Genomic DNA, 23,259 nt, shown 5'->3' with positions numbered 1-23,259 from the left:
TGTCATGGGAAAAGTAACTGGATTTAAAGAATTTGAAAGACAAGATGAGACTTACAAGCCTGTAAAGGATCGTGTTAAAAATTATAAAGAATTTACGGTATCACTTAGTGAGCCAGAATTAGAAAAACAAGGATCGCGTTGTATGGACTGTGGCATTCCTTTTTGCCATAGTGGTTGCCCGTTAGGAAACTTAATTCCTGATTTTAATCACATGGTACATCAAGGTGAGTGGCAAAAAGCCTCTTGGATACTACATTCAACAAATAACTTTCCAGAGTTTACAGGTCGTTTATGCCCTGCACCATGTGAAAAATCGTGTGTATTAGGTATCATAGAAGATCCTGTATCTATTGAAAATATAGAGAAAAACATCGTTGAGCGTGCGTTTAAAGAAGGTTGGATTAAGCCACAGCCACCAAAAACAAGAACAGGAAAAACTATTGCTGTTGTTGGTTCTGGACCTGCTGGTTTAGCTGCTGCACAACAATTAAACAGAGCTGGACATACAGTAACTGTTTTTGAACGTGATGATGAAGTTGGAGGATTATTACGTTACGGTATTCCTAATTTCAAAATGGAAAAAGAAATTATAGACCGTCGTATTGCTATTCTAGAAGCTGAAGGTATCACATTTAAAACTAACGTAAACGTTGGTGTTAATTATGATGTTGAAGATTTAAAAGCATTTGATTCGGTTGTACTTTGTGGTGGAGCAACAGAAAGACGTAGTTTACCAACACCTGGTATTGATGCTGATGGTGTTGTACAAGCTATGGATTTCTTAACGCAACAGACTAAAGTATTATTTGGTAAGAAGGTTGAAAACCAAGTGATGGCTACTGATAAAAACGTAATCGTTATTGGTGGTGGAGATACGGGTTCGGATTGTATTGGAACATCTAATCGTCATGGTGCAAAATCGGTAGTTAATTTTGAAATTATGCCGAAACCACCAGGACATCGTTCACCAACTACACCTTGGCCTTTTTGGCCATTACAGTTAAAAACATCGTCTTCTCATCAAGAAGGTGTTGAACGTAATTGGTTAATCAACACAAAAGAATTTGTAAAAGATAAAAACGGAAAATTAACAGCTTTAAAAACGGTTAATGTTGAGTGGAAAATGGTTCCAGGTCAACGTCCTCAATTAATCGAAATTGAGGGTACTGAAAAAACATGGCCTTGTGATTTAGCTTTATTAGCACTAGGTTTCACAGGACCAGAAAGTACACTTGCTGATAAATTAGGCATTAAAACGGATGCACGTTCTAACTACAAAGCTGAGTATGGAAAATATCAAACTAACATTCCTAACATATTCACTGCTGGAGATATGCGTCGCGGACAATCCTTAATTGTTTGGGCGATTTCTGAAGGTAGAGAAGCCGCAAGACAAGTAGATTTATACTTAATGGGTAAATCTAATTTACCATCAAAAGATGTTACTGGTGATTTGGTTGCTATAGTAATTCAAGTATATAAAATTTTAATAAAAAAAATGCGAACTGAAAAGTTCGCATTTTTTTTATTAAAGATAAATAACACCCTTTATTATTTCAGCATTCTGCATAAACTCCTCAGCCTTTTCAACCATATTTTTTACTTCCGCAAATAAACGGCACACGCTGATGAAGTTCAGTTGGCTCTACATCCATAGTTCTTGTAAAACCATCACTTGACTTGCCGTTAGCTTGTTCTGCCAAAAATGCCATTGGATTACATTCATACAACAAACGCAACTTTCCGTTAGGGTTTTTAGAACTTTGAGGATACAAATAAATCCCGCCTTTAATCATGTTTCTATGAAAATCCGAAACCAAAGAACCTATATATCTTGAAGTATAAGGTCTATCACCTTCTTCTAACTGACAATATTTAATATAATTTTTAATCCCTTGTGGAAAATGAATATAATTACCCTCATTTACTGAATAAATATTTCCATCCTCAGGAAACTGCATTGCAGGATGTGATAAATAAAACGAACCAATTGCTGGGTTTAATGTAAAGCCATTTACACCATCACCTGTTGTATAAACCAACATAGTAGAGGTACCATAAACCACATAACCTGCGGCTACTTGCGCACTACCCTTTTGCAAAAAATCTTCAATTCTAACTGGTGTTCCTATAGGCGTTACTCTTCTATAAATAGAGAATATGGTTCCCACAGATACGTTAACATCAATATTTGAAGACCCATCTAAAGGATCAATTAGAACCACATATTTATTTTGATGATTTTCATCCTGACTATTTATAGATATAAAATCATCTTCTTCTTCACTAGCTAAACCACATATAATATCACGTCTTGTTAGTGTTTGAATAAATTTATCATTAGCATATACATCCAGTTTTTGTTGATCTTCACCTTGTATATTAGTATCACCAACAGCACCAATAATATCTACTAATCCAGCTTTATTAACTTCATGGTTTACTATTTTTGCTGCTAAACGTATGGAGTTTAAAAGACTGGATAATTCCCCAGAGGAATATTTGAAGGATGATTGATTTTCAATTATAAATTCTCCGAGAGTTTGTTTTTTATGAGCCATAAATGTAAATGTTTACGATTGCAAATATCAATAAAATTTAACAAACTACAACGTTTTCGTTAGATATACGTACATTAAAATATTGACTTTTAAGCTATATTTGAATTCAATTAGAAATTATTATGAATTTAACAATTAGAAACGCTAAGAAAGAAGACATGAATCAAGTTCTAGGTCTAATTAAAGAACTAGCTGTTTTTGAAAAAGAACCTGATGCCGTTGAAGTGACTGTAAAAGACTTAGTAGAAGACGGTTTTGAAGCAAGCCACAATTTCATTGTTTTGTAGCAGAGGTAGATTCTAAAATTGAAGGTATTGCATTAGTTTATAACAGATATTCTACTTGGAAAGGAAGAGCTATTCATTTAGAAGATTTGATTGTAAGCAAATCTATGAGAGGTAAAGGTCTAGGTTCTAAATTACTTGATGAAGTTATTAAATACGGACACCAATTAGGTGTAAAGCGTATTAACTGGGAGGTATTGGACTGGAATGAACCAGCAATAGAATTCTACAAAAAAAATGGAGCCAACGTAATGCGTGATTGGGATGTTGTTCAACTCAACGAGGAAGGCATTAAAAATTATATTTCAAAATTATAAAATGCAAATATTTAAGTTTGGTGGTGCTTCAGTTAAAGATGCCGACGGTGTAAAAAACTTAGCCAAGGTATTGCAAACTATAGGTTATAAAAACACACTTATTGTAGTATCTGCAATGGGTAAAACAACTAATGCTTTAGAAATTGTAATAAAAAATTACTTTGAAAACAAAGCGGAGTTAAAGAGTGCTTTACAAGATGTAATTAAATATCACAACAGTATTTTATTAGATTTATTTGATAATGAATCTCATCAAATATTTAAAAAAGTCGCAAGTTTATTCAGAGAAATAGATGATTTTTTACGCTCAAACAAATCGCCAGATTACAATTTTGTTTACGACCAAATCATAGGTTATGGCGAATTAGCTTCAACCTCAATAATTAGCGCTTATCTTGAAAAAATCAACATAAAAAATAATTGGATTGATGCAAGAGAACACATAAAAACAGATAATTATTACAGACGTGCTAATGTCAACTGGAAAACGACACAACAAAAGATTGCTTTAAGTTTTAATAAAAACAGATTAAACATCACTCAAGGTTTTATAGGAAGTGATGCTAATAATTTTACAACAACTTTAGGACGCGAAGGAAGTGACTATACTGCAGCCATTTATGCCTATTGTTTAAATGCTGAAAATGTTACTATTTGGAAAGATGTCCCTGGTGTTTTAAATGCAGATCCTAGGTATTTTGAAAACGCGCAATTGTTACATCAAATATCGTATACCGAAGCTATAGAACTCACGTTTTACGGTGCTTCAGTAATTCATCCTAAAACACTACAACCATTACAGCGCAAAGAAATCCCGCTTTATGTAAAGTCGTTTTTAAATCCAGAAAAACCAGGAACAAGAGTTGGTAAAGGCATTACTTTAGAACCAAATATTCCGTGTTTCATTGTTAAAAAAAATCAAGTTTTAATCTCATTGTCTTCACTTGATTTTTCATTTATCGTTGAAGAAAATATTAGTGAAATATTTAGCTTATTACATCTTTACAAAATGAAGGTAGATGTGATTCAAAACTCCGCTATTAGCTTCTCTGTTTGTGTAGATAATATATACAATAACTTAGAAAAATTGTTGCAACACCTAAAAGCAAAATTTAGCGTAACTTGTCACAAAAACGTTTCGCTTTACACTATTAGACATTATAACAATACTGTTTTAAAAGCGTTGGAAGAAGACAAAACTTTGTTATTGAAACAATTAACACAACAAACAGTACAAATGGTAACTAAATAGTTTATTTATTACTTTTACGCTTATGGGTAAACAACAAGATACTGGATTGGTAACCGCAAAAGAAGTTGCAAAAGCTATACAGTTAGACAAGTATGGTTTTTTAGGTACTTTTATGGGTTGGATATTAATGAAAGTTCTTAAAATATCTACGCTCAACAAGGTTTATATGCGTAATAAACATTTAGGCGATGTCGAGTTTCTGAATGGTATCTTAGATGATTTTCAAATTAAGTTCAGAAATCCCTGAAGAAGATTTAAAACGTTTGCCAAAAGACGGTGCATATATTACAGTATCCAATCATCCTCTTGGAGGAATTGACGGTATTTTGCTCTTAAAATTGATGTTGGAACAGCGTAAAGACTTTAAAATTATTGCCAACTTTCTATTACATCGTATAGAACCTCTGAAACCTTACATTATGCCTGTAAATCCTTTCGAGGACAGAAAAGATGTAAAATCTAGTATTGCTGGGTTTAAAAATGCCATAATGCATTTACGTGATGGTCATCCATTAGGAATTTTTCCAGCAGGAGAAGTGTCTACTTATCGAGATGGTAAATTGGTGGTAGATAAACCATGGGAAGAAGCTGCCATGAAACTAATTAAAAAAGCTGAAGTACCTATTGTTCCTATATATTTTCACGCCAAAAACAGTAAGTTATTTTACAAACTATCTAAAATTAGTGATACGTTTAGAACAGCAAAATTACCTTCTGAGTTACTAACTCAAAAACGACGCACCATAAAGGTTCGTGTTGGAAAACCAATTTCAATTACCGATCAAAAAGAACATGAAACTTTAGAAGATTTTTCAGAATTCATAAGAAAAAAACATACATGTTGTCTCATGCTTTTGAGGACAAACCGAAAATACTCGACAATATATCTTCATCTCTAAAAGTCCCTAAACCTCCAAAAAACATTGTTACACCTGTTGACAATGCATTAATGATTAAAGAAGTTGATGCGCTCAGAAAAGATGATTCTAGACTTTTAGAAAGTAAAAACTATGAAGTGTTTTTGGCGCAAGCTGATAAAATACCTAATATTCTTAGAGAAATTGGAAGGTTAAGAGAAATTACTTTTAGAGAAGTTGGAGAAGGTACAAATGAAGCTATAGATTTGGATACTTTTGACAACTATTACCACCATATGTTTTTATGGGACAATGACAAAAAAGTGCTTGCAGGTGCTTACCGCATGGGGTTAGGTTCAAAAATATTTGCGCAACATGGTATTGATGGCTTTTATTTACAAGATTTATTTCGTTTTGAGCCCGAGCTCTATAAAATGATGAGCGAATCCATTGAAATGGGACGCGCCTTTATCATCAAGGAATACCAACAGAAACCAATGCCTTTATTTTTACTTTGGAAAGGCATAGTGCATACCACATTGCGCTATCCCGAACATAATTTTTTAATTGGTGGCGTAAGTATCAGTAATCAGTTCTCCAACTTCTCAAAATCCTTGATGGTTGAGTTTATGAAATCACACTATTACGATCCTTATATTGCGCAATATGTACATCCAAAAAAGGAGTTTAAAGTAAAATTAAAAGACGCAGATAAAGATTTTGTGTTTGATGAAGCCGAAGCCGATTTAAACAAGTTTGATAAGTTTATAGATGAAATAGAACCTGGAGCTTTACGTCTGCCTGTGCTTCTAAAAAAATACATAAAACAGAATGCGCGCTTAGTGGCTTTTTAATGTAGACCCTTTATTCAACAACTCCGTTGATGGTTTGATGTATATTAGAATTGCCGACTTACCCGAAAGCACGGTAAAACCCGTAATGGAAGAGTTTCAAGCAGAATTGGAAAGAAAGCTTTTGGGAATAATGAAAGCGTTTGAATCAATAAAAGACTATTATAGACCAATTCAACCTTCTATCAGAAATGAGGAGACGCCATTTTATACCAAGAACATTTCCCAGATTCTACATTAGAGAATTTCATTTACTGCTATTGGCAATTAAAAACCAAAATACCTTTAAAAACCCCATTTATCTACCGTGTAGTATCAGATGGTTGTATTGATATTTTCTTCAACCTAAACAATCCTCAAGAAAGTTTTGTTATGGGCTTTTGTAGAAAATATACAGAGTTTTCAATTGGGACTGAATCTCGATTATGTGGGTATTCGGTTTTTACCATCTACTTTTCCATTAATATTTAATATTAATGCTAAAATATTGAGCAATAAAGACCATAAGTTGAAATCTATCTTACCTGATATAGCAAAAGATATTCAACAACATATAGTACCACATCAAAATTTCTCTATAGTTTCAGAAAAATCCCATCTCATAATTGCGCCCTATATCGTAAATAAAACATTTGATTTTGATAAGCGATTCTACAAAGCACTAAATTTAATCTTTAGATCATCTGGAAACATAGAAACCGAAAATGGTTTAGATACTGGATTAAGTCCGCGACAATTAAGACGTGTTTTTAATTTCTATATAGGTACAACTCCAAAAGCATTTAGTAAAGTAGTACGATTTCAGCAGTTTTTAAATATGAAACCTTCCTCTCAAAGCTTAAAAGCCCAAAAACTGTTTTTTGATGTTGGGTTTTATGATCAAGCCCACTTTATTAAAGACTTTAAAACGTTTTACGGCGTTACACCTTCGCAAGCCTATAAATAGAGTTTGTCCGTTTTATACAATTTCTGCAAAGTGTTTGGTTCTAAATTTGTCTCAACAAAACATCAGAACCATGAAAACAATAATAATTTTAGCTTTTACAGTAATTACTGGAATAGCACAGAGTCAAGTTGAACATCAAAATTTAAAAACCATGAAACTAAATGCAGGAATCATTACCGAAAAATTAGACGAAACAAAAAAATTCTACACCGAAATCCTAGGATTTGGAGTAACTTTTGAAAACGATTTTTATTTATTAATGCATACTCCGAATGAGCAAGCAGAAGTAAGTTTTTTAAAACCAAATCATCCAAGTCAGCAATCTATATTTAAACCTGCTTTTAACGGAAAAGGCGTTTACATCACTATAGAAGTTGATAATGTAGATGAATTGTATAAGACATTAAAAAACAAAAATATTGACATTGCCTTTGAAATAAGAACTGAACCTTGGGGCGACAGACACTTTGCAATTCTTGACCCAAACGGCATAGGGATTGATATTGTAACATATACTAAACCAGAGGAATAATGAATACAACTATAGCAAAAAATATAGGCGCAACCATTGAAAAAGCGATTAAACGAAATAGGTATTTATACCATGGTAGATCTTGCAGAAACAACTGTTAAAAAAGCATACAAGAAGATATGCCAAAAGCACCCAGATAAAACCATACCAAAGTGTTACTATTTATACTCACTTCAAGGCGCTTTAATGGATTTAGATTGGAGAAAACTTCCAGAGGATATTAAAAAGGAATTATTGAGTTAGTAAAAATGCCCTAGAAATTAAAATTCTAGGGCATTTTTAGTTTAATTATACAAACCTTTTAAAAAATCAGACTACTAACTTAAACTAGAAAAAACAAACTTCATCTCTCTTGCTATTTCCAAACTTCTATTAAAATAAATCTCTGTTTGAAGTGGCGTTCCATCAGATTTTTTTGGATCCTCATAAGTAATGGCGATACGTTTATCACAACCAAAAACCATGGGGCAACCTTTATCTGCACTAGAGCACGTCATAATTGCAGCAAACTCTGAAGCTGGATTATAATCGTTACTAAATTCCTTAGAAAATGCAATCACAGCAGGTTCGTTTTCTGAAAACTTAATACTGTAAACAGGATTGTTTTCTTCTGAAAGCTTACTAATTTTAAACCCTTGATTAATTAACGTCTCTCCTACTTTGGGGAACATAGCAGTAGCTTCAGTTCCTCCAGAATAACATGACACATTTTTGATATTATAATATGCTGCCATAGTCTGCGCCCAAATTTGGGATAAATGACTACGACGCGAATTATGCGTACAAATAAAATTTAATCGAATAGATTGATTCGCATCTATTTTCTGTTTCAAATAATCAATTAACGGTTTGAGTATGGCTTTTCTATCTTCAGAAATAGCATTAGTATCTAATGCATCTATATGCTTAGAAATAGGCTCAAACAACTTTATAATATTCATAGTATATTGGTTAACAACAACCTGAACTAGGCGAACAACAAGCCTCAACTTTTTCAACAACTTTTTCGGCAAGTTCAACAACCTGTTCTGGAACACCGCAAAGCTCTTTTGCTTTACAGTCTGTTTTTTGAATGGCTAATTTAACTATTATGTTATTGTCTTGTATTTCGAAATCGTTAACAAATAATTGTGCTGTGTGGAAGTTGGCATTACTATATTCAAATTTTACTTCAGAATCTAAATCATAAGATTTTAGTTTACCAACCTTATTTAAAATCCCTAAAGCTTTAAGCACAGACATATATTCTGTTTTACCCTTTTCTAATGGGCTTTCCCATAACTGAATAATAGTTTCATTCCATGAGTCACTTTGCGCACCACAATCTACAGAATCAACTTTAATATGTTTTACTTCTGTAATATGATAGTTAGCACCAACTAATTCATTAGGTTTATATTCAAACAACAAAGATTTGTCTTTGTTTACCTCTAATACTGAAAATAATTCTTGTGTTTTCATTTCTATTATTTTTTACGTTTGAGTGAGATAATTAAATGCCTATTATAGGCTTAGCAACAATTAGATTTAGTTTTATTAAAAAAACTATTAAACTGCGATTGAAATTCTTGAAAACGTTCCACATTTAAACAATAACAAATGCTTTTACCTTCAAAATTTCCTTTAAGCAAACCTGCATCATTAATAACTTTTAAATGTTGAGAAATAGTAGGTTGTGATAATCCTATTTCATCTACAATATCATTACAAATACACGATTCTTGTTTACTTATATATTGCAGAATAGCAATACGTGCAGGATGCGCAAATACTTTAGCTATAATTGCCATTTTGTTGATACGCTCTGAATAAATATCGAGTTTTGACGCTCCCATAGCTTTGATAATATGAAGCAAATATACAAATAAAATGTAATATTGCAATATTACAATAATAAATAAATTAAAAAAACCAAAAGCAATACACTTTTGGCTTTTCAATATTTTATAGTCCTTTAAACCAATTCTGGAAATGTTCTCCTAAAACTGGGGTAAGTTTCTTTTCGCCGCCTAAAGCACCAATTAAACTCATAACCCAAAGCACAATCATCAATAAATTTAAAATCCATCCTACAAAAGGAATAAAGCTTAATATTAATGAAAGAATCATAAGTCCTAGCATTTGTCTAATATAAAATGAACCTATTTCAGATTTGTTACCATTATTCATTACTAAAGCAATAATCCAACCTATTAATGTGATATGAGCTATAATAGCAACATTTTTTCCATCACTTAAAACTTCTTTAGTATCTTCAGCAAATTCTGAAGCAGTTTCCTTAGCTTCACTAGCAAACTCTTTTGCTTTTTCTTTTGCTTCTCCAGCTAGTTCCTTAGCATCATCTGCTAATTCTCCAGCCTTATCACTTACTTTATCGGCTGCTTTTTTAGCGCCATCTTTAGCATCGCCTAACATATCGTTTAAGTCGTCGCCCAAATTTTTTTCGTCTGACATTGTTTTTAATTTATGATTAGAATTTAAAAGTAATAAAAAATTAACGTATTACTAACTATATGTGTTTCAAAGTTTAAAAACGTTACAGTTATTTATTTGATTAGCATTATAATACCTCCAAGAGCAGTTACGATAATTATAAATCGCCTGTAATTTACATTCGATATTAACTTCACAAGCTTTGTCCCTGCAAAAAGCCAATAATAACTGCTGGAATTAAAGTTAAATTTAAAGTTAAACTTTCCATTGTTACTGTTTTCCAAACAAAAAAATGAAAGGGTAATTTAAATACATTGATAATGAAAAATAACCAAGCGGCAGTTCCAATAAACTCGTTTTTTGGAAGCCTTATTGCTAAGAAATAAATATTAGCAATGGGACCAGCTAAATTTCCAATCATTGTCGTAAATCCTGCTAAAATCCAGCCGAATTGGAGAACCATTTGTTTTGAGGAACACTAGTAGATTTTCGCTTTTCAAAATACCACATGATTAAAATAGACACAATTATGATGATTGCCATAATGCGTTTAAACACAACTTCTGAAATAGCGTCTCCTACCCAAACACCAACCAGAACACCAACAACCATTGCTGGCATTAATTTTTTTAATAAAAACGCCATTGGGTATGCCTGTTGTAATAAGTTACTGCCAAAATATCTGCACCAATAAGCATAGGTAATAAAATGCCTGTAGATGCTTTTTCTCCAAATACAAAAGCTAAAATTAGTATGATAATAATACCAATACCTTTAATTCCAGATTTGGAAAACCCTAAAACAAAAGCAGCCAAAAAACTGCTACCCATTGAAGAGTACCTAAATTATAGGATTGTAAAATTTCTGCTACGTCCAAATTCGGTTATTTAAAAGCAGCATCAATAGGCTCCCAAAGTTCAATTTTATTGCCGTCGTTATCTAGAACCCATCCGAATTTGCCGTACTCATATTCCTCTATTTCCCCAACAATGGTTACGCCTTCTTCTTTTAAAACTTCCAATAATTCCTTTAGATTTTCAACACGATAGTTGAACATGAAATCCTTTTTTGATGGTTCATAATACTTCGTGTTTTCTGGAAAGGGACTCCATTGTGTGGAACATTCTTTTCCGTCATTATCTTTCCACCAAAAAGTACAGCCGTAATCATCAGTATTAAAACCTAAGTGCTTTTTGTACCAATCTTTTGATGCATTTGGGTCTTTTGCTTTAAAGAACAAGCCTCCTATTCCTGTTACTCTGTTTTTCATGTCGTTTTGTAAAGAATTATACGTGTTGGTCTATTAATATGGTATTTCCATCAGGATCGTTTAATACTGTACTTGCAGGGCCAGAAGTGCTTTCGTCAGCTTCTTTTTCAAGTTTTATCTTGTTACTTTTTAAATGTTTTTGAATGGTTCTAACATCATCAAATGGATCCAATTTATTGGCACTTTCATCCCAACCTGGATTAAATGTTAAAATATTTTGTTCAAACATCCCTTGGAACAAGCCTATTAAAGCATTACCGTTTTTCATGATGAGATAGTTTTTTTCAACATCTCCTGCAAATTGTACAAACCCAAGGGTTTCGTAAAATTGTTTTGAAGCCTTAATATCTTTCACACTAAGACTTACTGAAAAAGCACCCAATTTCATAATTTTTGTTTTATTATTATTTTTTAATGGCAGATTCATAAATATCAATCCATTCTTCACATGTCATTTTTCTAGTCAATTCTGCTATCAATTCAAAAGGAATTTCATCTACATATTTAAAGCGAATGCAGCTTTTACCCATATCTAGCTTACGTTTGCTATGTTTTGGAAATTCAGACACAAACCAACCATAGAGTTCCTTTTTTGCATAAATTCCGCTATGGTATAAATTCACAGAGTTTTTTTGTGATGCAAAACTCATAAATGGCAAGGGTGTTTTTGAGTCGCAATGGTACCCATCTGGATATACCGAATGTGGCACATAATAACCAATCATTTTATAAATCATACCTTCCTCAAAACCTTTTGGCAAATTAGTATTTATAATATTTCGTAATTTTTTCAAAGCCCCTTGTCTTTCCTCAGGAACTTGGCTTATATAATCGTCTGGTGATGTAGCTTCATATTGCATAATCTATATTATTTACGTTGAAGGATTAAACCTGAAATTAAAGAAATTATAAAACCTAAAATTATAACCGATGCAAACATCATGAATGCCATAAAACTGGGGCTTCCATAATCTTTCATTTGCTGAGTTAACTCAGCAGCTTTTATTTTAACTTCTTCAGCAGATAACGTCTCTTCCATCTTTTTAACAGAATACTCTAAATACTCACTTGCAAAATCAGGGTTTATATAACTTGTATAAATGTAATCGAAAACTGCAACACCTATGGCAGAAAATAATGCGATTGACATACCAATTGCAATGGCTTTACCTAAAGATACTTTTCCGTTATTTACTGTATCACGGTAGTGTTTAATTCCAAAATAAACGAATAATAAGGATAGCACCATAGATGTGTAACCTATAAGTTCGCCATATTCAAAATCTACTCCCATTCCTAGAAAGAACGGCAGACCAAATAGCACAAAACCACTTAAAAGTGCATAAATACCATATTTAATGACAGTTTGTTTCATTTTAAATTATGTATTAGTTAGTAAACCAAAGGTAGGATGATTGGAAGAATTGAAGCTCATACTAAAGTACTAAATTCATAATACTTTAGTTGTAAATCTAATAAAATATAAACTTCAAATAATATTAAACTCTTTTGAAATTTGAATAGCTTGTGTACGTCGTTTAGCATTTAACTTTACCAAAAGATTAGAAACGTGTGTTTTTATAGTGCTTTCTGAAACAAATAATTTCTCTGCTATTTCCTGATTTGATAATCCAAGGGCAACTTCTTTTAAAACTTCATATTCTCGTTTACTCAAACCTAACTCGTCAACTTTTTGAAGATTTATTGTATTAGTTGAGTTGAGGATTTCTTTTTGAGTCTTTTTATTTATAAATATACCAATACCCAAAAACACAATGGCAATTATTGCCATAATGTATTCCATTTTTAAGTCGCCACTAACTAATGTGTATTTACTAAATTGAAACAGTAGTAGTAATGCTAAAATAAGTAGCGAAAAAACGAGAATGGTTTTCTTCATGCACTAAAATTAACAAAATTTTGCTTTGATTTTATCTACAATTGTTTGCGCTAGTTTTTCTTTACTCTCAAATGTCCAACCTGCGACATGAGGCGATAGCAATACACTTTTTGAGTTTATTAAATATTGGAATGCTTCTGGCAATTTTTTAGCAAACAAGTTTTCAAAAGATGCCTTTTCATATTCTAAAACATCGAGTCCAGCGCCTAAAATTTTTCCTGATTTTAAAGCTGAGACTAAATCTTTAGTGAATACACTTTTTCCCCTTGCAGTATTTAACAACCAAAATGGATTTTTAAACTGATTAATGAATTGCGAATTAATTATATTGAGCGTTAAAGGTGTTTGTGGTGTGTGTAAACTCACAACATCTACTTTTTCTTGAAACTCTTTTAAACTTACTTGTTCTGCGTTTTTATCTCCAACATTATCTTTTATATCGTAACACAAAACCTCAACATCAAATCCTCGTAGCTTTTTTGCAAAAGCTTTTCCCATGTTTCCGTAGCCAATAAGTCCGACTGTTTTTCCATCTAGTTCGATACCTCGATTGTCTTCTCTTAACCATTTTCCTTGACGCACCTCTTCATCTGCTTTGTTGAGTTTATTGAAAAGTGATAGTAACATCCCCAAGGTATGTTCGCCAACTGCATTTCTATTACCTTCTGGGGCTGAAATTAGATATACGCCTTTTTGCTCGGCATAATCGCAATCTATATTTTCTAGACCCGCACCTACTCTACCAATAAATTTTAGATTTTTAGCTGCATCTAGAAATTGTTTGTCTATTGTAAAACGACTTCTAATTATAAGTCCATCGTACTCATGAATTTTGGCTTCAATGGTTTCTTTTGAAGACGTGTAATCTTCATGGTTTGTAAAACCCAAGTCGTTGAGTTGATGTATTAATAGTTCGTGATTGGTATCTAGATGTAAAACTTTCATTTGAATAACTTAGTTTACAAAAATACGACGTTTTTTGCGTTAGAGATTGCAACGGCATCCTTTTTAAAACACAAGAAGTAATGAATTTAGATTTAGAAACACAACTTAGCAGATTACTTCGTCGCCAACTCCTCACAATGACTCTTTAAAAAGATATAGTGAAAAGCCCGACCCTTTTCGGGTAGCGCCCAACTTCTCGATAATATTTCTCATATTTCTGAATCACTAGAAAAGACAAAAAAACCCAAACATTACTGCTTGGGATTTAGTGTTTTATAATTGGATTTTCGTTTTTCTAGTAACGGTAATGCTCTGGCTTATAAGGTCCATCAACAGTTACACCTATATAACTTGCTTGGTCTTTACGAAGTTCTGTAAGTTCCACCCCAATTTTAGCTAAGTGTAATTTTGCTACTTTTTCGTCTAGTGCTTTTGGTAACATATATACCTCGTTTTTATAAGCATCTGCATTGTTCCAAAGTTCAATTTGCGCCAAAGTTTGGTTTGTAAATGAGTTACTCATCACAAAACTAGGGTGACCAGTAGCACAACCTAAGTTTACTAAACGCCCTTCGGCAAGTATAATGATATCTTTTCCGTCGATTGTATATTTATCTACTTGTGGTTTGATGGTGTTTTTGGTATGGCCATGGTTTTCATTTAACCAAGCCATATCTATTTCGTTATCAAAATGCCCGATGTTACACACTATAGCTTTGTCTTTTAAAGCTTCGAAGTGATGACTTTGAACAATATCTTTATTTCCTGTAGTTGTAATTACAATATCTGTATTACCAATAACAGTTTCTAGTTTTTTTACTTCAAAACCATCCATTGCCGCTTGAAGCGCGCAAATAGGATCAATTTCTGTTACGGTTACGATACTTCCGGCTCCTTTAAAAGAGGCTGCAGTTCCTTTCCCAACATCACCATAACCACAAACAGTTACACGTTTTCCGGCTAGCATAATATCTGTAGCTCTTCTAATCGCGTCAACAGCAGATTCTTTACAGCCGTATTTATTATCGAATTTAGATTTTGTTACAGAATCGTTTACATTAATAGCAGGCATTGGTAAAGTTCCATTTTTTACACGCTCGTATAATCTGTGAACCCCTGTTGTTGTTTCTTCAGATAGGCCATTGATTCCTGCGGCTAATTCTGGGTATTTATCTAAAACCATATTTGTTAAATCTCCACCATCATCTAAAATCATGTTTAATGGTTTTCTGTCTTCTCCGAAAAATAGTGTTTGTTCTATACACCAATCAAATTCTTCTTCGGTCATATCTTTCCAAGCATAAACCGCAGTTCCAGCGGCAGCAATAGCAGCAGCAGCTTGATCTTGAGTTGAGAATATATTACAAGAACTCCAAGTTACTTCTGCCCCTAAAGCCTGTAAGGTTTCAATTAACACAGCTGTTTGAATCGTCATGTGTAAACATCCTGCAATTCTTGCTCCTTTGAGTGGTTGCTCGTTTTTGTATTCTTCACGAAGGCTCATTAGTCCTGGCATTTCTGCTTCTGCCAATTCAATTTCTTTTCTACCCCAATCGGCTAATGAAATATCTTTAACTTTATTAGCTACGTAAGGAATTGTTTGTGTGCTCATAGTATTTTTTTCTTTTGTTTAAAAACCTAAAACTTGATTGTTATTGGTGCTTAATTTGGTTAAATTCGCTTGCCAAATAATTTATTTCGCTTAGGCGGTGCAAAGATAACTATTAACTTTTAGAATATTAAATGCCTTTATATAAAACCATTACTCCAAATTCACAAACTACTGTTAAAATCTGGAAGATTACAGAGTCATATGATGAGTTGATGGCAAAAGTTGACTTAAAATCGGTTGCTCTAGAGCGGGTTTTAGGCATGAAAAGTGAATTACATCAGCGCGGGTTTTTAAGTGTGCGTCACTTATTGCAAGAATTTGGGTATACTGATTCAGATTTGTTTTATGACGAAAATGGAAAACCACATTTAAAAGATGGTAAGCAAATTTCTATTACACATTCATTTAACTTTTCGGCAATTATTGTTAGCGATTTAATAGTTGGGATAGATATTGAAAAACAGCGAAATAAAATTTCTATTATTGCTCATAAGTTTATTGATTATGAATTTTATTATTTAATCAAAGAAGCTTCAGATTACATTAAAAAGCTGACTGTAATTTGGTGTGTAAAAGAATCGTTATACAAATTGTTTTGTACACCAGGGTTGAGTTTTAAAAATCATTGTTTAGTAATTCCTTTTACTATCGAGGACGATGAAACCATTGCTTGGATTGATTATAAGGAACAGAAATGTCGTTATAATATCGAGTTTTTAGAGTTTGAGGGTTTTACTTGTGCATATGCTATTGCTTAATGAGTATTTATGAAAACATACTGGCTTCTATTGATAAAGACGAAAGACTTTTAGCTGTTTTAATTGATCCTGATAAATTTTCAATAGAGAACACAAAACCTTTTATTGCAAAAGTAAACACTTCAATTGCTACCCACATTTTTGTTGGAGGAAGTACAGTTGAAGCTAAAGCAACCAAAAATCTAGTTGTTGAAATAAATAAATACACCAGATTACCTATAGTTCTATTCCCTGGAGATAATACCCAAATAACTGATAGCGCAGATGCTATTCTATTTTTATCATTAATTTCTGGGAGAAATCCAGAGTACTTAATTGGTAAGCATGTAAATTCAGTTTCTAAATTGAGGAATTCGAGTTTAGAAATAATTCCAACAGGTTATGTTCTAATTGAAAGCGGAAAGAAAACAGCGACAGAGCAAGTGACTAATACTAAACCAATATCACGAGATAATATTCAAAAGATAGTTGATACAGCCATAGCAGGACAGTTATTAGGTATGAAGCTTATATATTTGGAAGCTGGAAGCGGCGCAAAACAACCATTAACCACTAAAATAATTAATGCTGTTAAAAGTGAATTAAAAATTCCGTTGATAATTGGCGGAGGTATTAGAAGTAAAAACGAAATAGAAAACGCTTTTAAATTTGGAGCAGACGTAGTAGTTATTGGAACTGTATTTGAAGAAAATGAATCGTTTTTTGAATATATAAAAAAATAGGCATGAAAATATCGGTAGAACTAACATTAACACCATTGCAGGATGATTTTGAACCTGCAATTATTCATTTTATAAAAAAATAAGGGCATCAAAATTAGAGGTGCTTGAAAATCCTTTGAGCACTCAGGTTTATGGCGATTACGATGAGGTAATGGCGCTTTTAACTTCAGAAATAAAAGAAGCTTTTGAACTTATTGAAAAAGGGTTACTTTACATGAAAATAGTAAAATCTGATAGACACGAATATGAGCCCCATTTTTGATTTCTTTCTTGAACCATACAGAAATAGGGAAATATCATTAATAATTCTTGAGGCTATTGCCTTTGTTTTTGGTATTGCTAGTGTTATTTATGCTAAAAGAGAAAATATTTTGGTTTATCCAACTGGATTGGTGGCAACTGTAATTACCGTTTATATTTTTTTGAAAGATGAATTAATGGGTGACATGATGATGAATTTTTACTATTCCATAATGAGTATTTATGGTTGGTGGAATTGGTCTCGTAAAAAAGATGATAAGGTTTTAGTTCCTATTTCAAGAACCAGTTCTAAAGAGAAAATAATAGGATTTGGTATGTTTATAATAACAATGATTGTTACTTATACTGTTTATAAAGGATATGGAACAGAAATCACATCGTCAAACTACATCGACATATTTACATCAGGTGTGTTTTTTACTGCCATGTGGTTTATGGCAAACAAAAAAATAGAAAACTGGACACTTTGGATTTTTGCTGATATTATTACGGTACCACTTTATGCATCTAGAGGTTGGGGAATGTTCTCACTTCAATATTTAATCTTTACTATATTAGCAATTCAAGCATATTTTGCATGGAAGAAAAGTTTAAACAGCAACCATCAAACTGCGTAAAAGTAGTTTTATTTGGCCCTGAATCTACTGGAAAAACAACGTTGTCACGTCAGTTAGCACGTCATTATAATTCTGTTTGGGTACCAGAATATGCACGAGAATATCTTCAAAACAAATGGAATAATGAACGAAAAACTTGCGAGCCTCAAGATTTATTGCCTGTTGCTGAAGGTCAAATGAAATTGGAAAACGAACTTTCTAAAAAAACAGATTCCGTTTTAATTTGTGATACAGATTTGTTAGAAACTAAAGTATATTCTGAAGCGTATTACTTAGGAAGTTGCGACCCAATTTTAGAAAAATATGCATTAGAAAATACCTATGATTTATATTTTTTAACTTATATTGATACACCTTGGGAAGCTGATGATTTAAGGGATAAACCCGAAGACAGGGAGAATATGTTCATGGCTTTTGAAAATGAGTTAAAAAAACAAAACAGGGCATATGTTTTACTCAAGGGTAATAAAAAAGAACGTCTTGAAACTGCGGTTTTTCATATTGATAAATTACTAAATAAAAAAGAAATAATGTTTACAGATAAAGATATTGAGCAAATACGCAACAAAGGTATTAGCTTAGATCAAGTTAATGCTCAAGTAGAACGTTTAAAAAACGGAATGACACACTCAAATCTGGTATCTGCTGCTACTGTTGGCAGAGGGATTCAAAGTTTTGATTCGGAAGAATTGACCGACTTAGTAAACCTATACAACACAAAACAAGATGACTTGGAAATCTTAAAATTTGTTCCAGCTTCTGGTGCTGCTACAAGAATGTTTAAATTTTTATTTCAGTTTCTTAATAATTTTAATCCATCAAAAGATACCATCAAAAAATATGCTGAAAAACAAGGTGATGATTTAATTATAACGTTTACTAACAACTTAACTAAATTCCCGTTTTATAAAGAAGTTATTAATGCAATTGAAACATCAGGAGTAAATTATAAAAGTTTAAAACAAGAAGAACAACATTACGAGTTTGTAAAAGCTATGCTGAATGAAGAAGGCTTGAATTATAGTTTTTTACCAAAAGGACTATTACCTTTCCATGCTTATAAAAATCAAACAGTTACTGCATTTTATGAGCATTTATTTGAATCTACTTTATACGCATCATCAAAACAAAATTCTAACCTGCATTTTACAGTTTCTGAACAACATCACAATTATTTTTTAGATAATTTCAAAGCAGTAAAACAATCTTTAGAAGAAAAAGAAAATACTGTTTTTAATGTTTCGTTTTCTTATCAAAAAGAAGCTACAGAAACTGTTTCGCTAACCAAAAGCGGAGAAGTTTATAGAAATGATGATAGCTCAATTTTATTCAGACCTGCGGGTCATGGTGCACTTCTAGAGAATTTAAATGATCTGGAAAGTGATATAGTTTTTATAAAAAATATCGACAATATTGTTGTAGAACAGCAAAACTTAGAAAACACAACCTATAAAAAATTATTAGCTGGTGTATTACTAAAAACTCAAGATCAAGTTTTTAGCTATTTAAAACAAATAGATGAGGGTAACATTGATAATGCTGATATCACTACAATAGCCTTTTTTTAAGAAAACAATTAAATATCGCCATAGATTCTGATTTTTATGATTTCAATTTTGAGCAAAAAACAGCTTATGTAAGAGAAAAACTAAACCGACCTATTCGTGTTTGTGGCATGGTAAAAAATGAGGGAGAGCCTGGTGGAGGGCCGTTTTGGGTTAAGGATAGCGAAGGTACGGTTTCATTGCAAATAGTCGAGTTTGCTCAAATTGACTTCAGAAAAAGATCTCAGCAATCCATTGTTTATAAAGCAACACATTTTAACCCAACAGATTTGGTTTGTGGCATTCGAGATTACAAAGGCAAACCTTTTAATCTTTTAGATTACATAGATCCGGAAGCAGCTTTTATAACCATGAAAACACAAAATGGAGTTGATATAAAAGCACTAGAGCGCCCAGGATTATGGAATGGAAGTATGGCATATTGGAATTCAATTTTTGTTGAAGTTCCTGTTGAAACTTTTAATCCAGTAAAAACAGTAAATGATTTACTAAAACCCGCACACCAAGGTTCGTAATGTTTGATGAAGAAGCTATAATTAAAGAATTAAACTTTAAAGGTGTTAGAAGCTCAGGAAGCGGCGGGCAGCATGTAAACAAGGTGTCTTCTAAAGTTGAATTATCTTTTGATTTAAATGCATCTTTAGTTTTTGATGAAATTCAAAAAGCATTACTTCAAGAGAAACTTCAAAATAGATTGACTAAGGAGAATGTATTGATTCTTCAATGTGGAGAAAGTCGCAGTCAACACAGAAATAAAGAGCTAGTTATAAAACGCTTTTTAGAGTTGATAAAAACAGCTTTAATTATCCCGCAAGAACGACTCCCAACTAAAATTCCAAGAGCTGTAGTTAGAAAACGTCTCAAAAACAAACGTAATCTATCTGAGAAAAAGGCAAATAGAAGAAAACCAGATTTAGATTAAAAAATTGAGAATTGTAAATCTTAATTCAAAAAACTAATATATCTTTGCAGCGTTCTCAAAAAAGGGGTGCCCATATCGGCTGAGATCATACCCATTGAACCTAGAACAGGTAATGCTGTTTAGGAATTTTAAATTTAAACGTCATTGCGAAGTAATTTTTTAATTACTGTGGCAATCTGTTAAAAAAGAATAGATTACCACGTCGTAAAAACTCCTCGTAATGACAAAAACTATTAATTAACAACAAAGAATAATTACCTCTTTTTATTCGATTATAAAAATAATCGTAATGAAAAATTTATTTCTTTTTTTAACACTATTAGTGTTATCGGTCTGTGCTAGTGCACAAGAAAAATTCAAAGTATCAGGAGTTTTCTCCACAGAAAAAAACGAACCCTTGCCTGGCGTTAGCATTGTTGTAAAAGGAACAACAACGGGAACACAAACCGACTTTGACGGCAAGTATCAATTTCAATTAGTTGAAGGTCAATATACTTTAGTATACAGTTATATGGGACCGACTACGATAGAAAGAACCTTTTATCTAAATACAGATTTAGAATTAGACGTTCAAATTGGAAAAGATCTTGAAAAACTAGACGAAGTTTTAGTAAGTGCTGTTCGCGTAGATGCAGATTCTCCAATCACACATTCCAATGTTTCTAAGGAAGAATTAGCGAAACGTAATTTAGGGCAAGACATTCCAATTTTATTGAATTTTTTACCGTCTGTAGTAACCACAAGTGATGCTGGCGCAGGAGTTGGCTACACAGGTATTAGAGTTCGTGGTACTGATGCAACTCGTGTGAATGTGACCATTAACGGAATTCCGTATAACGACCCAGAAAGTCAAGGGACGTTTTGGGTAAATTTAGGAGATTTTGCATCATCAACTGAAAGTTTACAGTTACAACGTGGTGTTGGAACATCGACAAATGGTTCTGGTGCTTTTGGCGCTAGTTTAAATTTATTAACTGATGCATTTGCAGATGAAGCTTCAGGTGAGATCTCTAATAGCTTTGGGTCTTTCGGAACAAGAAAACACACCGTAAAACTAAGTACCGGTTTGTTAAATGACCATTTCGAGATTTCTGGTCGTTTTTCAAAAATTGATTCTGATGGTTATGTAGATAGAGCGTTTACAGACTTAAAATCATATTTCTTGCAAGGTGTCTATAAAGATGATAACACATTGATTAAAGCGTTAACTTTTGGAAATGTTGAACAAACTTACCAATCTTGGTTTGGTTTAACAGCAGACCAATTACAAGAAAACCGCCGCCAGAACCCTTACACATATGATAACGAAACTGATAATTACTGGCAAGATCATTACCAACTACATTGGAATCAACGTTTTGATAACAACTGGTCTACTAATTTAGGTTTAAATTATACTAAAGGGAAAGGCTATTTTGAACAATACAAAGCCGAAGAATCTGCAGCAGATTTTAATAATTTAATAGAAGAAGATTCTGATGTGATTGTTAGAAGATGGTTGGATAATAATTTTTATGTATTGAATGCCAATGTTACTTATAAAAACAATGCTTTAGAAATTATTTCAGGCTTATCATTGAGTTCTTATACAGGCGATCATTTTGGAGAAGTAATCTGGGGAAGTAATTTAACTTCTGGAACTAATATAAGAGATCGTTATTACAAAGGTGACGCTACAAAAAATGATTTTAGTGTGTTTTCTAAAGCAACATTTAAAATGGCTGAGAAATTTACGGGGTTTGTTGATTTACAAGGGCGTTTTGTGAGTTACAAAACCAATGGTTTAAATTCTGATAGAGGCGAATTTGTTACTGATGCCGATTTTAGTTTCTTCAATCCTAAAGTAGGTTTAACTTATAAACATTGTGATTTTAATAGTTTTTATGCCTCTTTTGCCGTTGCTAATAGAGAGCCAAATCGTGATGATTTTCAAGGTGGTGTTACAGAACATGAAACTTTAAATGATCTTGAATTAGGTTGGCGTTATACCAGTAAAAAAGCAGCTATAAGCAGTAACTTATATTATATGTTTTATAAAAACCAGTTGGTATTAACCGGAGAGTTGGATGATGTTGGTAGCCCTTTAAGAGCTACAAGTGGTAAAAGCTATAGATTAGGTTTGGAGATAGATGCAAATATCCAGTTTTGTAAAGCATTCAGCACGTCTACAAATATTGCTGTAAGTAGTAACAAAAATAGAGATTTTACAACTTCTGTAAATGGAGAATTGGTAAATCTAGGGAACACTAATATTTCATTTTCGCCAGATGTAGTAGTCGGTAATGCACTTAATTTTTTCCCAGCGGAACGTTTGCAGCTATCATTATTAAGTAAATATGTTGGCGAGCAGTTTATGGGAAATACTGATAATACAGAATCAATTTTAGAGAGTTATTTTGTAAACGATTTTAATATTGTTTATGAAATAAAGCCTAATAAATTGTTTAAATCTATTGTGTTGTCTGGTTTGGTAAATAATATTTTTAACAAAAAATATGTCTCTAACGGGTATTTCGGATCTTTTGATTTTGATGATAACACAAGCCCAACAGGAACAACTACTGGCTATTTTGCTGGGTATTATCCGCAAGCCACGACTAACTTTTTACTCGGTGCTACTTTGAAGTTTTAATATTTATATTAGGGATTGAAAA

24 protein-coding genes and 6 pseudogenes are annotated in these 23,259 nt (G+C 32.5%); 15 read left to right on the top strand and 15 right to left on the bottom strand.

Annotated elements, in window-relative coordinates; all coding sequences use genetic code 11:
• Positions 1 to 4 precede the first annotated feature (4 nt).
• Positions 5 to 1,465: pseudogene (locus AC0L5U_RS16150) on the top strand (glutamate synthase subunit beta); the annotation flags it as partial.
• A gap of 63 nt (positions 1,466 to 1,528) precedes the next feature.
• On the opposite strand, the pseudogene fbp reads toward AC0L5U_RS16150, so the two are convergent.
• Positions 1,529 to 2,561 (bottom strand): annotated as a pseudogene (fbp, locus tag AC0L5U_RS16145) (class 1 fructose-bisphosphatase).
• Between the two features lie 122 nt (positions 2,562 to 2,683).
• Here fbp and AC0L5U_RS16140 point away from each other — a divergent pair.
• From AC0L5U_RS16140 to AC0L5U_RS16110, 7 genes and pseudogenes are all read left to right on the top strand, one after another.
• A pseudogene (locus tag AC0L5U_RS16140) lies at positions 2,684 to 3,162 on the top strand (GNAT family N-acetyltransferase).
• Between the two features lies 1 nt (position 3,163).
• Positions 3,164 to 4,414 (top strand): aspartate kinase, encoded by a 1,251-nt coding sequence (locus AC0L5U_RS16135; protein WP_473417496.1) that lies wholly within the window; start codon positions 3,164 to 3,166, stop codon positions 4,412 to 4,414.
• Between the two features lie 22 nt (positions 4,415 to 4,436).
• Positions 4,437 to 6,363, top strand: a pseudogene (locus tag AC0L5U_RS16130) (GNAT family N-acyltransferase).
• Positions 6,327 to 6,593, top strand: coding sequence for a DUF6597 domain-containing transcriptional factor (locus AC0L5U_RS16125; RefSeq protein WP_473418315.1), 267 nt, complete (start codon positions 6,327 to 6,329; stop codon positions 6,591 to 6,593). The pseudogene AC0L5U_RS16130 and the gene AC0L5U_RS16125 overlap by 37 nt, the downstream one beginning before the upstream one ends.
• Complete coding sequence (locus tag AC0L5U_RS16120; RefSeq protein WP_473417495.1) at positions 6,529 to 7,068, top strand: helix-turn-helix domain-containing protein; 540 nt, start codon at positions 6,529 to 6,531, stop codon at positions 7,066 to 7,068. Before AC0L5U_RS16125 ends, AC0L5U_RS16120 begins: the two co-directional genes overlap by 65 nt.
• Positions 7,069 to 7,219: 151 nt before the next feature.
• Positions 7,220 to 7,600, top strand: a complete 381-nt coding sequence (locus tag AC0L5U_RS16115) for a VOC family protein (protein ID WP_473418314.1) — start codon at positions 7,220 to 7,222, stop codon at positions 7,598 to 7,600.
• A gap of 36 nt (positions 7,601 to 7,636) precedes the next feature.
• A complete protein-coding gene (locus AC0L5U_RS16110) occupies positions 7,637 to 7,843 on the top strand; it encodes a TfoX/Sxy family DNA transformation protein (RefSeq protein WP_473417494.1) in 207 nt (68 codons plus the stop codon).
• 74 nt (positions 7,844 to 7,917) lie between these two features.
• Here the strand turns inward: AC0L5U_RS16110 and AC0L5U_RS16105 are convergent, their stop codons facing one another.
• From AC0L5U_RS16105 to ahcY, 14 genes are all read right to left on the bottom strand, one after another.
• Positions 7,918 to 8,541 (bottom strand): arsenate-mycothiol transferase ArsC, encoded by a 624-nt coding sequence (locus AC0L5U_RS16105; RefSeq protein ID WP_473417493.1) that lies wholly within the window; start codon positions 8,539 to 8,541, stop codon positions 7,918 to 7,920.
• A gap of 10 nt (positions 8,542 to 8,551) precedes the next feature.
• The gene (locus AC0L5U_RS16100; protein WP_473417492.1) at positions 8,552 to 9,061 is read right to left on the bottom strand and encodes a DUF6428 family protein; all 510 of its coding nucleotides are present in this window, start codon (positions 9,059 to 9,061) and stop codon (positions 8,552 to 8,554) included.
• Between the two features lie 50 nt (positions 9,062 to 9,111).
• Positions 9,112 to 9,435, bottom strand: coding sequence for an ArsR/SmtB family transcription factor (locus AC0L5U_RS16095; RefSeq protein ID WP_473417491.1), 324 nt, complete (start codon positions 9,433 to 9,435; stop codon positions 9,112 to 9,114).
• Positions 9,436 to 9,544: 109 nt separating this feature from the next.
• Entirely contained in the window at positions 9,545 to 10,054 is a 510-nt protein-coding gene (locus AC0L5U_RS16090; protein ID WP_473417490.1) for a YtxH domain-containing protein, read from the bottom strand.
• Positions 10,055 to 10,226: 172 nt separating this feature from the next.
• A complete protein-coding gene (locus AC0L5U_RS16085; RefSeq protein ID WP_473417488.1) occupies positions 10,227 to 10,454 on the bottom strand; it encodes a hypothetical protein in 228 nt (75 codons plus the stop codon).
• Positions 10,455 to 10,468: 14 nt separating this feature from the next.
• Positions 10,469 to 10,678, bottom strand: a complete 210-nt coding sequence (locus AC0L5U_RS16080; protein ID WP_473417487.1) for a TSUP family transporter — start codon at positions 10,676 to 10,678, stop codon at positions 10,469 to 10,471.
• Positions 10,663 to 10,863 (bottom strand): hypothetical protein, encoded by a 201-nt coding sequence (locus AC0L5U_RS16075; protein ID WP_473417486.1) that lies wholly within the window; start codon positions 10,861 to 10,863, stop codon positions 10,663 to 10,665. Before AC0L5U_RS16075 ends, AC0L5U_RS16080 begins: the two co-directional genes overlap by 16 nt.
• 53 nt (positions 10,864 to 10,916) lie before the next feature.
• Positions 10,917 to 11,303 (bottom strand): VOC family protein, encoded by a 387-nt coding sequence (locus tag AC0L5U_RS16070; RefSeq protein ID WP_473417485.1) that lies wholly within the window; start codon positions 11,301 to 11,303, stop codon positions 10,917 to 10,919.
• A gap of 16 nt (positions 11,304 to 11,319) precedes the next feature.
• On the bottom strand, positions 11,320 to 11,691 hold the full coding sequence (locus tag AC0L5U_RS16065; RefSeq protein ID WP_473417484.1) for a VOC family protein: 372 nt from the start codon (positions 11,689 to 11,691) through the stop codon (positions 11,320 to 11,322).
• Between the two features lie 16 nt (positions 11,692 to 11,707).
• Entirely contained in the window at positions 11,708 to 12,163 is a 456-nt protein-coding gene (locus AC0L5U_RS16060) for a DUF1801 domain-containing protein (protein ID WP_473417483.1), read from the bottom strand.
• 8 nt (positions 12,164 to 12,171) lie between these two features.
• Positions 12,172 to 12,678 (bottom strand): DUF4199 domain-containing protein, encoded by a 507-nt coding sequence (locus tag AC0L5U_RS16055; protein WP_473417482.1) that lies wholly within the window; start codon positions 12,676 to 12,678, stop codon positions 12,172 to 12,174.
• Between the two features lie 114 nt (positions 12,679 to 12,792).
• A complete protein-coding gene (locus AC0L5U_RS16050; protein ID WP_473417481.1) occupies positions 12,793 to 13,203 on the bottom strand; it encodes a response regulator transcription factor in 411 nt (136 codons plus the stop codon).
• 9 nt (positions 13,204 to 13,212) lie between these two features.
• Positions 13,213 to 14,148, bottom strand: a complete 936-nt coding sequence (locus AC0L5U_RS16045; protein ID WP_473417480.1) for a 2-hydroxyacid dehydrogenase — start codon at positions 14,146 to 14,148, stop codon at positions 13,213 to 13,215.
• A gap of 295 nt (positions 14,149 to 14,443) precedes the next feature.
• Positions 14,444 to 15,760 (bottom strand): adenosylhomocysteinase, encoded by a 1,317-nt coding sequence (ahcY, locus tag AC0L5U_RS16040; protein WP_473417479.1) that lies wholly within the window; start codon positions 15,758 to 15,760, stop codon positions 14,444 to 14,446.
• A gap of 131 nt (positions 15,761 to 15,891) precedes the next feature.
• Between ahcY and AC0L5U_RS16035 the strand changes: the two genes are divergently transcribed.
• From AC0L5U_RS16035 to AC0L5U_RS16005, 7 genes and pseudogenes are all read left to right on the top strand, one after another.
• A complete protein-coding gene (locus AC0L5U_RS16035; protein ID WP_473417476.1) occupies positions 15,892 to 16,518 on the top strand; it encodes a 4'-phosphopantetheinyl transferase family protein in 627 nt (208 codons plus the stop codon).
• Positions 16,518 to 17,240, top strand: a complete 723-nt coding sequence (locus AC0L5U_RS16030; protein ID WP_473417475.1) for a phosphoglycerol geranylgeranyltransferase — start codon at positions 16,518 to 16,520, stop codon at positions 17,238 to 17,240. Before AC0L5U_RS16035 ends, AC0L5U_RS16030 begins: the two co-directional genes overlap by 1 nt.
• Positions 17,241 to 17,242: 2 nt before the next feature.
• Positions 17,243 to 17,502: pseudogene (locus AC0L5U_RS16025) on the top strand (hypothetical protein).
• On the top strand, positions 17,486 to 18,118 hold the full coding sequence (pnuC, locus tag AC0L5U_RS16020; RefSeq protein ID WP_473417474.1) for a nicotinamide riboside transporter PnuC: 633 nt from the start codon (positions 17,486 to 17,488) through the stop codon (positions 18,116 to 18,118). The pseudogene AC0L5U_RS16025 and the gene pnuC overlap by 17 nt, the downstream one beginning before the upstream one ends.
• A pseudogene (locus AC0L5U_RS16015) lies at positions 18,079 to 20,198 on the top strand (DUF4301 family protein). The gene pnuC and the pseudogene AC0L5U_RS16015 overlap by 40 nt, the downstream one beginning before the upstream one ends.
• Positions 20,198 to 20,605 carry an alternative ribosome rescue aminoacyl-tRNA hydrolase ArfB gene (arfB, locus tag AC0L5U_RS16010; RefSeq protein WP_473417473.1) on the top strand — a complete coding sequence of 136 codons (408 nt, stop codon included), beginning with the start codon at positions 20,198 to 20,200 and terminating at the stop codon, positions 20,603 to 20,605. The pseudogene AC0L5U_RS16015 and the gene arfB overlap by 1 nt, the downstream one beginning before the upstream one ends.
• Before the next feature lie 289 nt (positions 20,606 to 20,894).
• The gene (locus AC0L5U_RS16005) at positions 20,895 to 23,237 is read left to right on the top strand and encodes a TonB-dependent receptor (protein WP_473417471.1); all 2,343 of its coding nucleotides are present in this window, start codon (positions 20,895 to 20,897) and stop codon (positions 23,235 to 23,237) included.
• Positions 23,238 to 23,259: the final 22 nt, after the last annotated feature.

The organism is Jejuia sp. G7-7 (assembly GCF_055808955.1).
The sequence above is the reverse complement of the archived record's forward strand: the minus strand, read 5'-3'. Positions and strand labels throughout refer to the sequence as shown.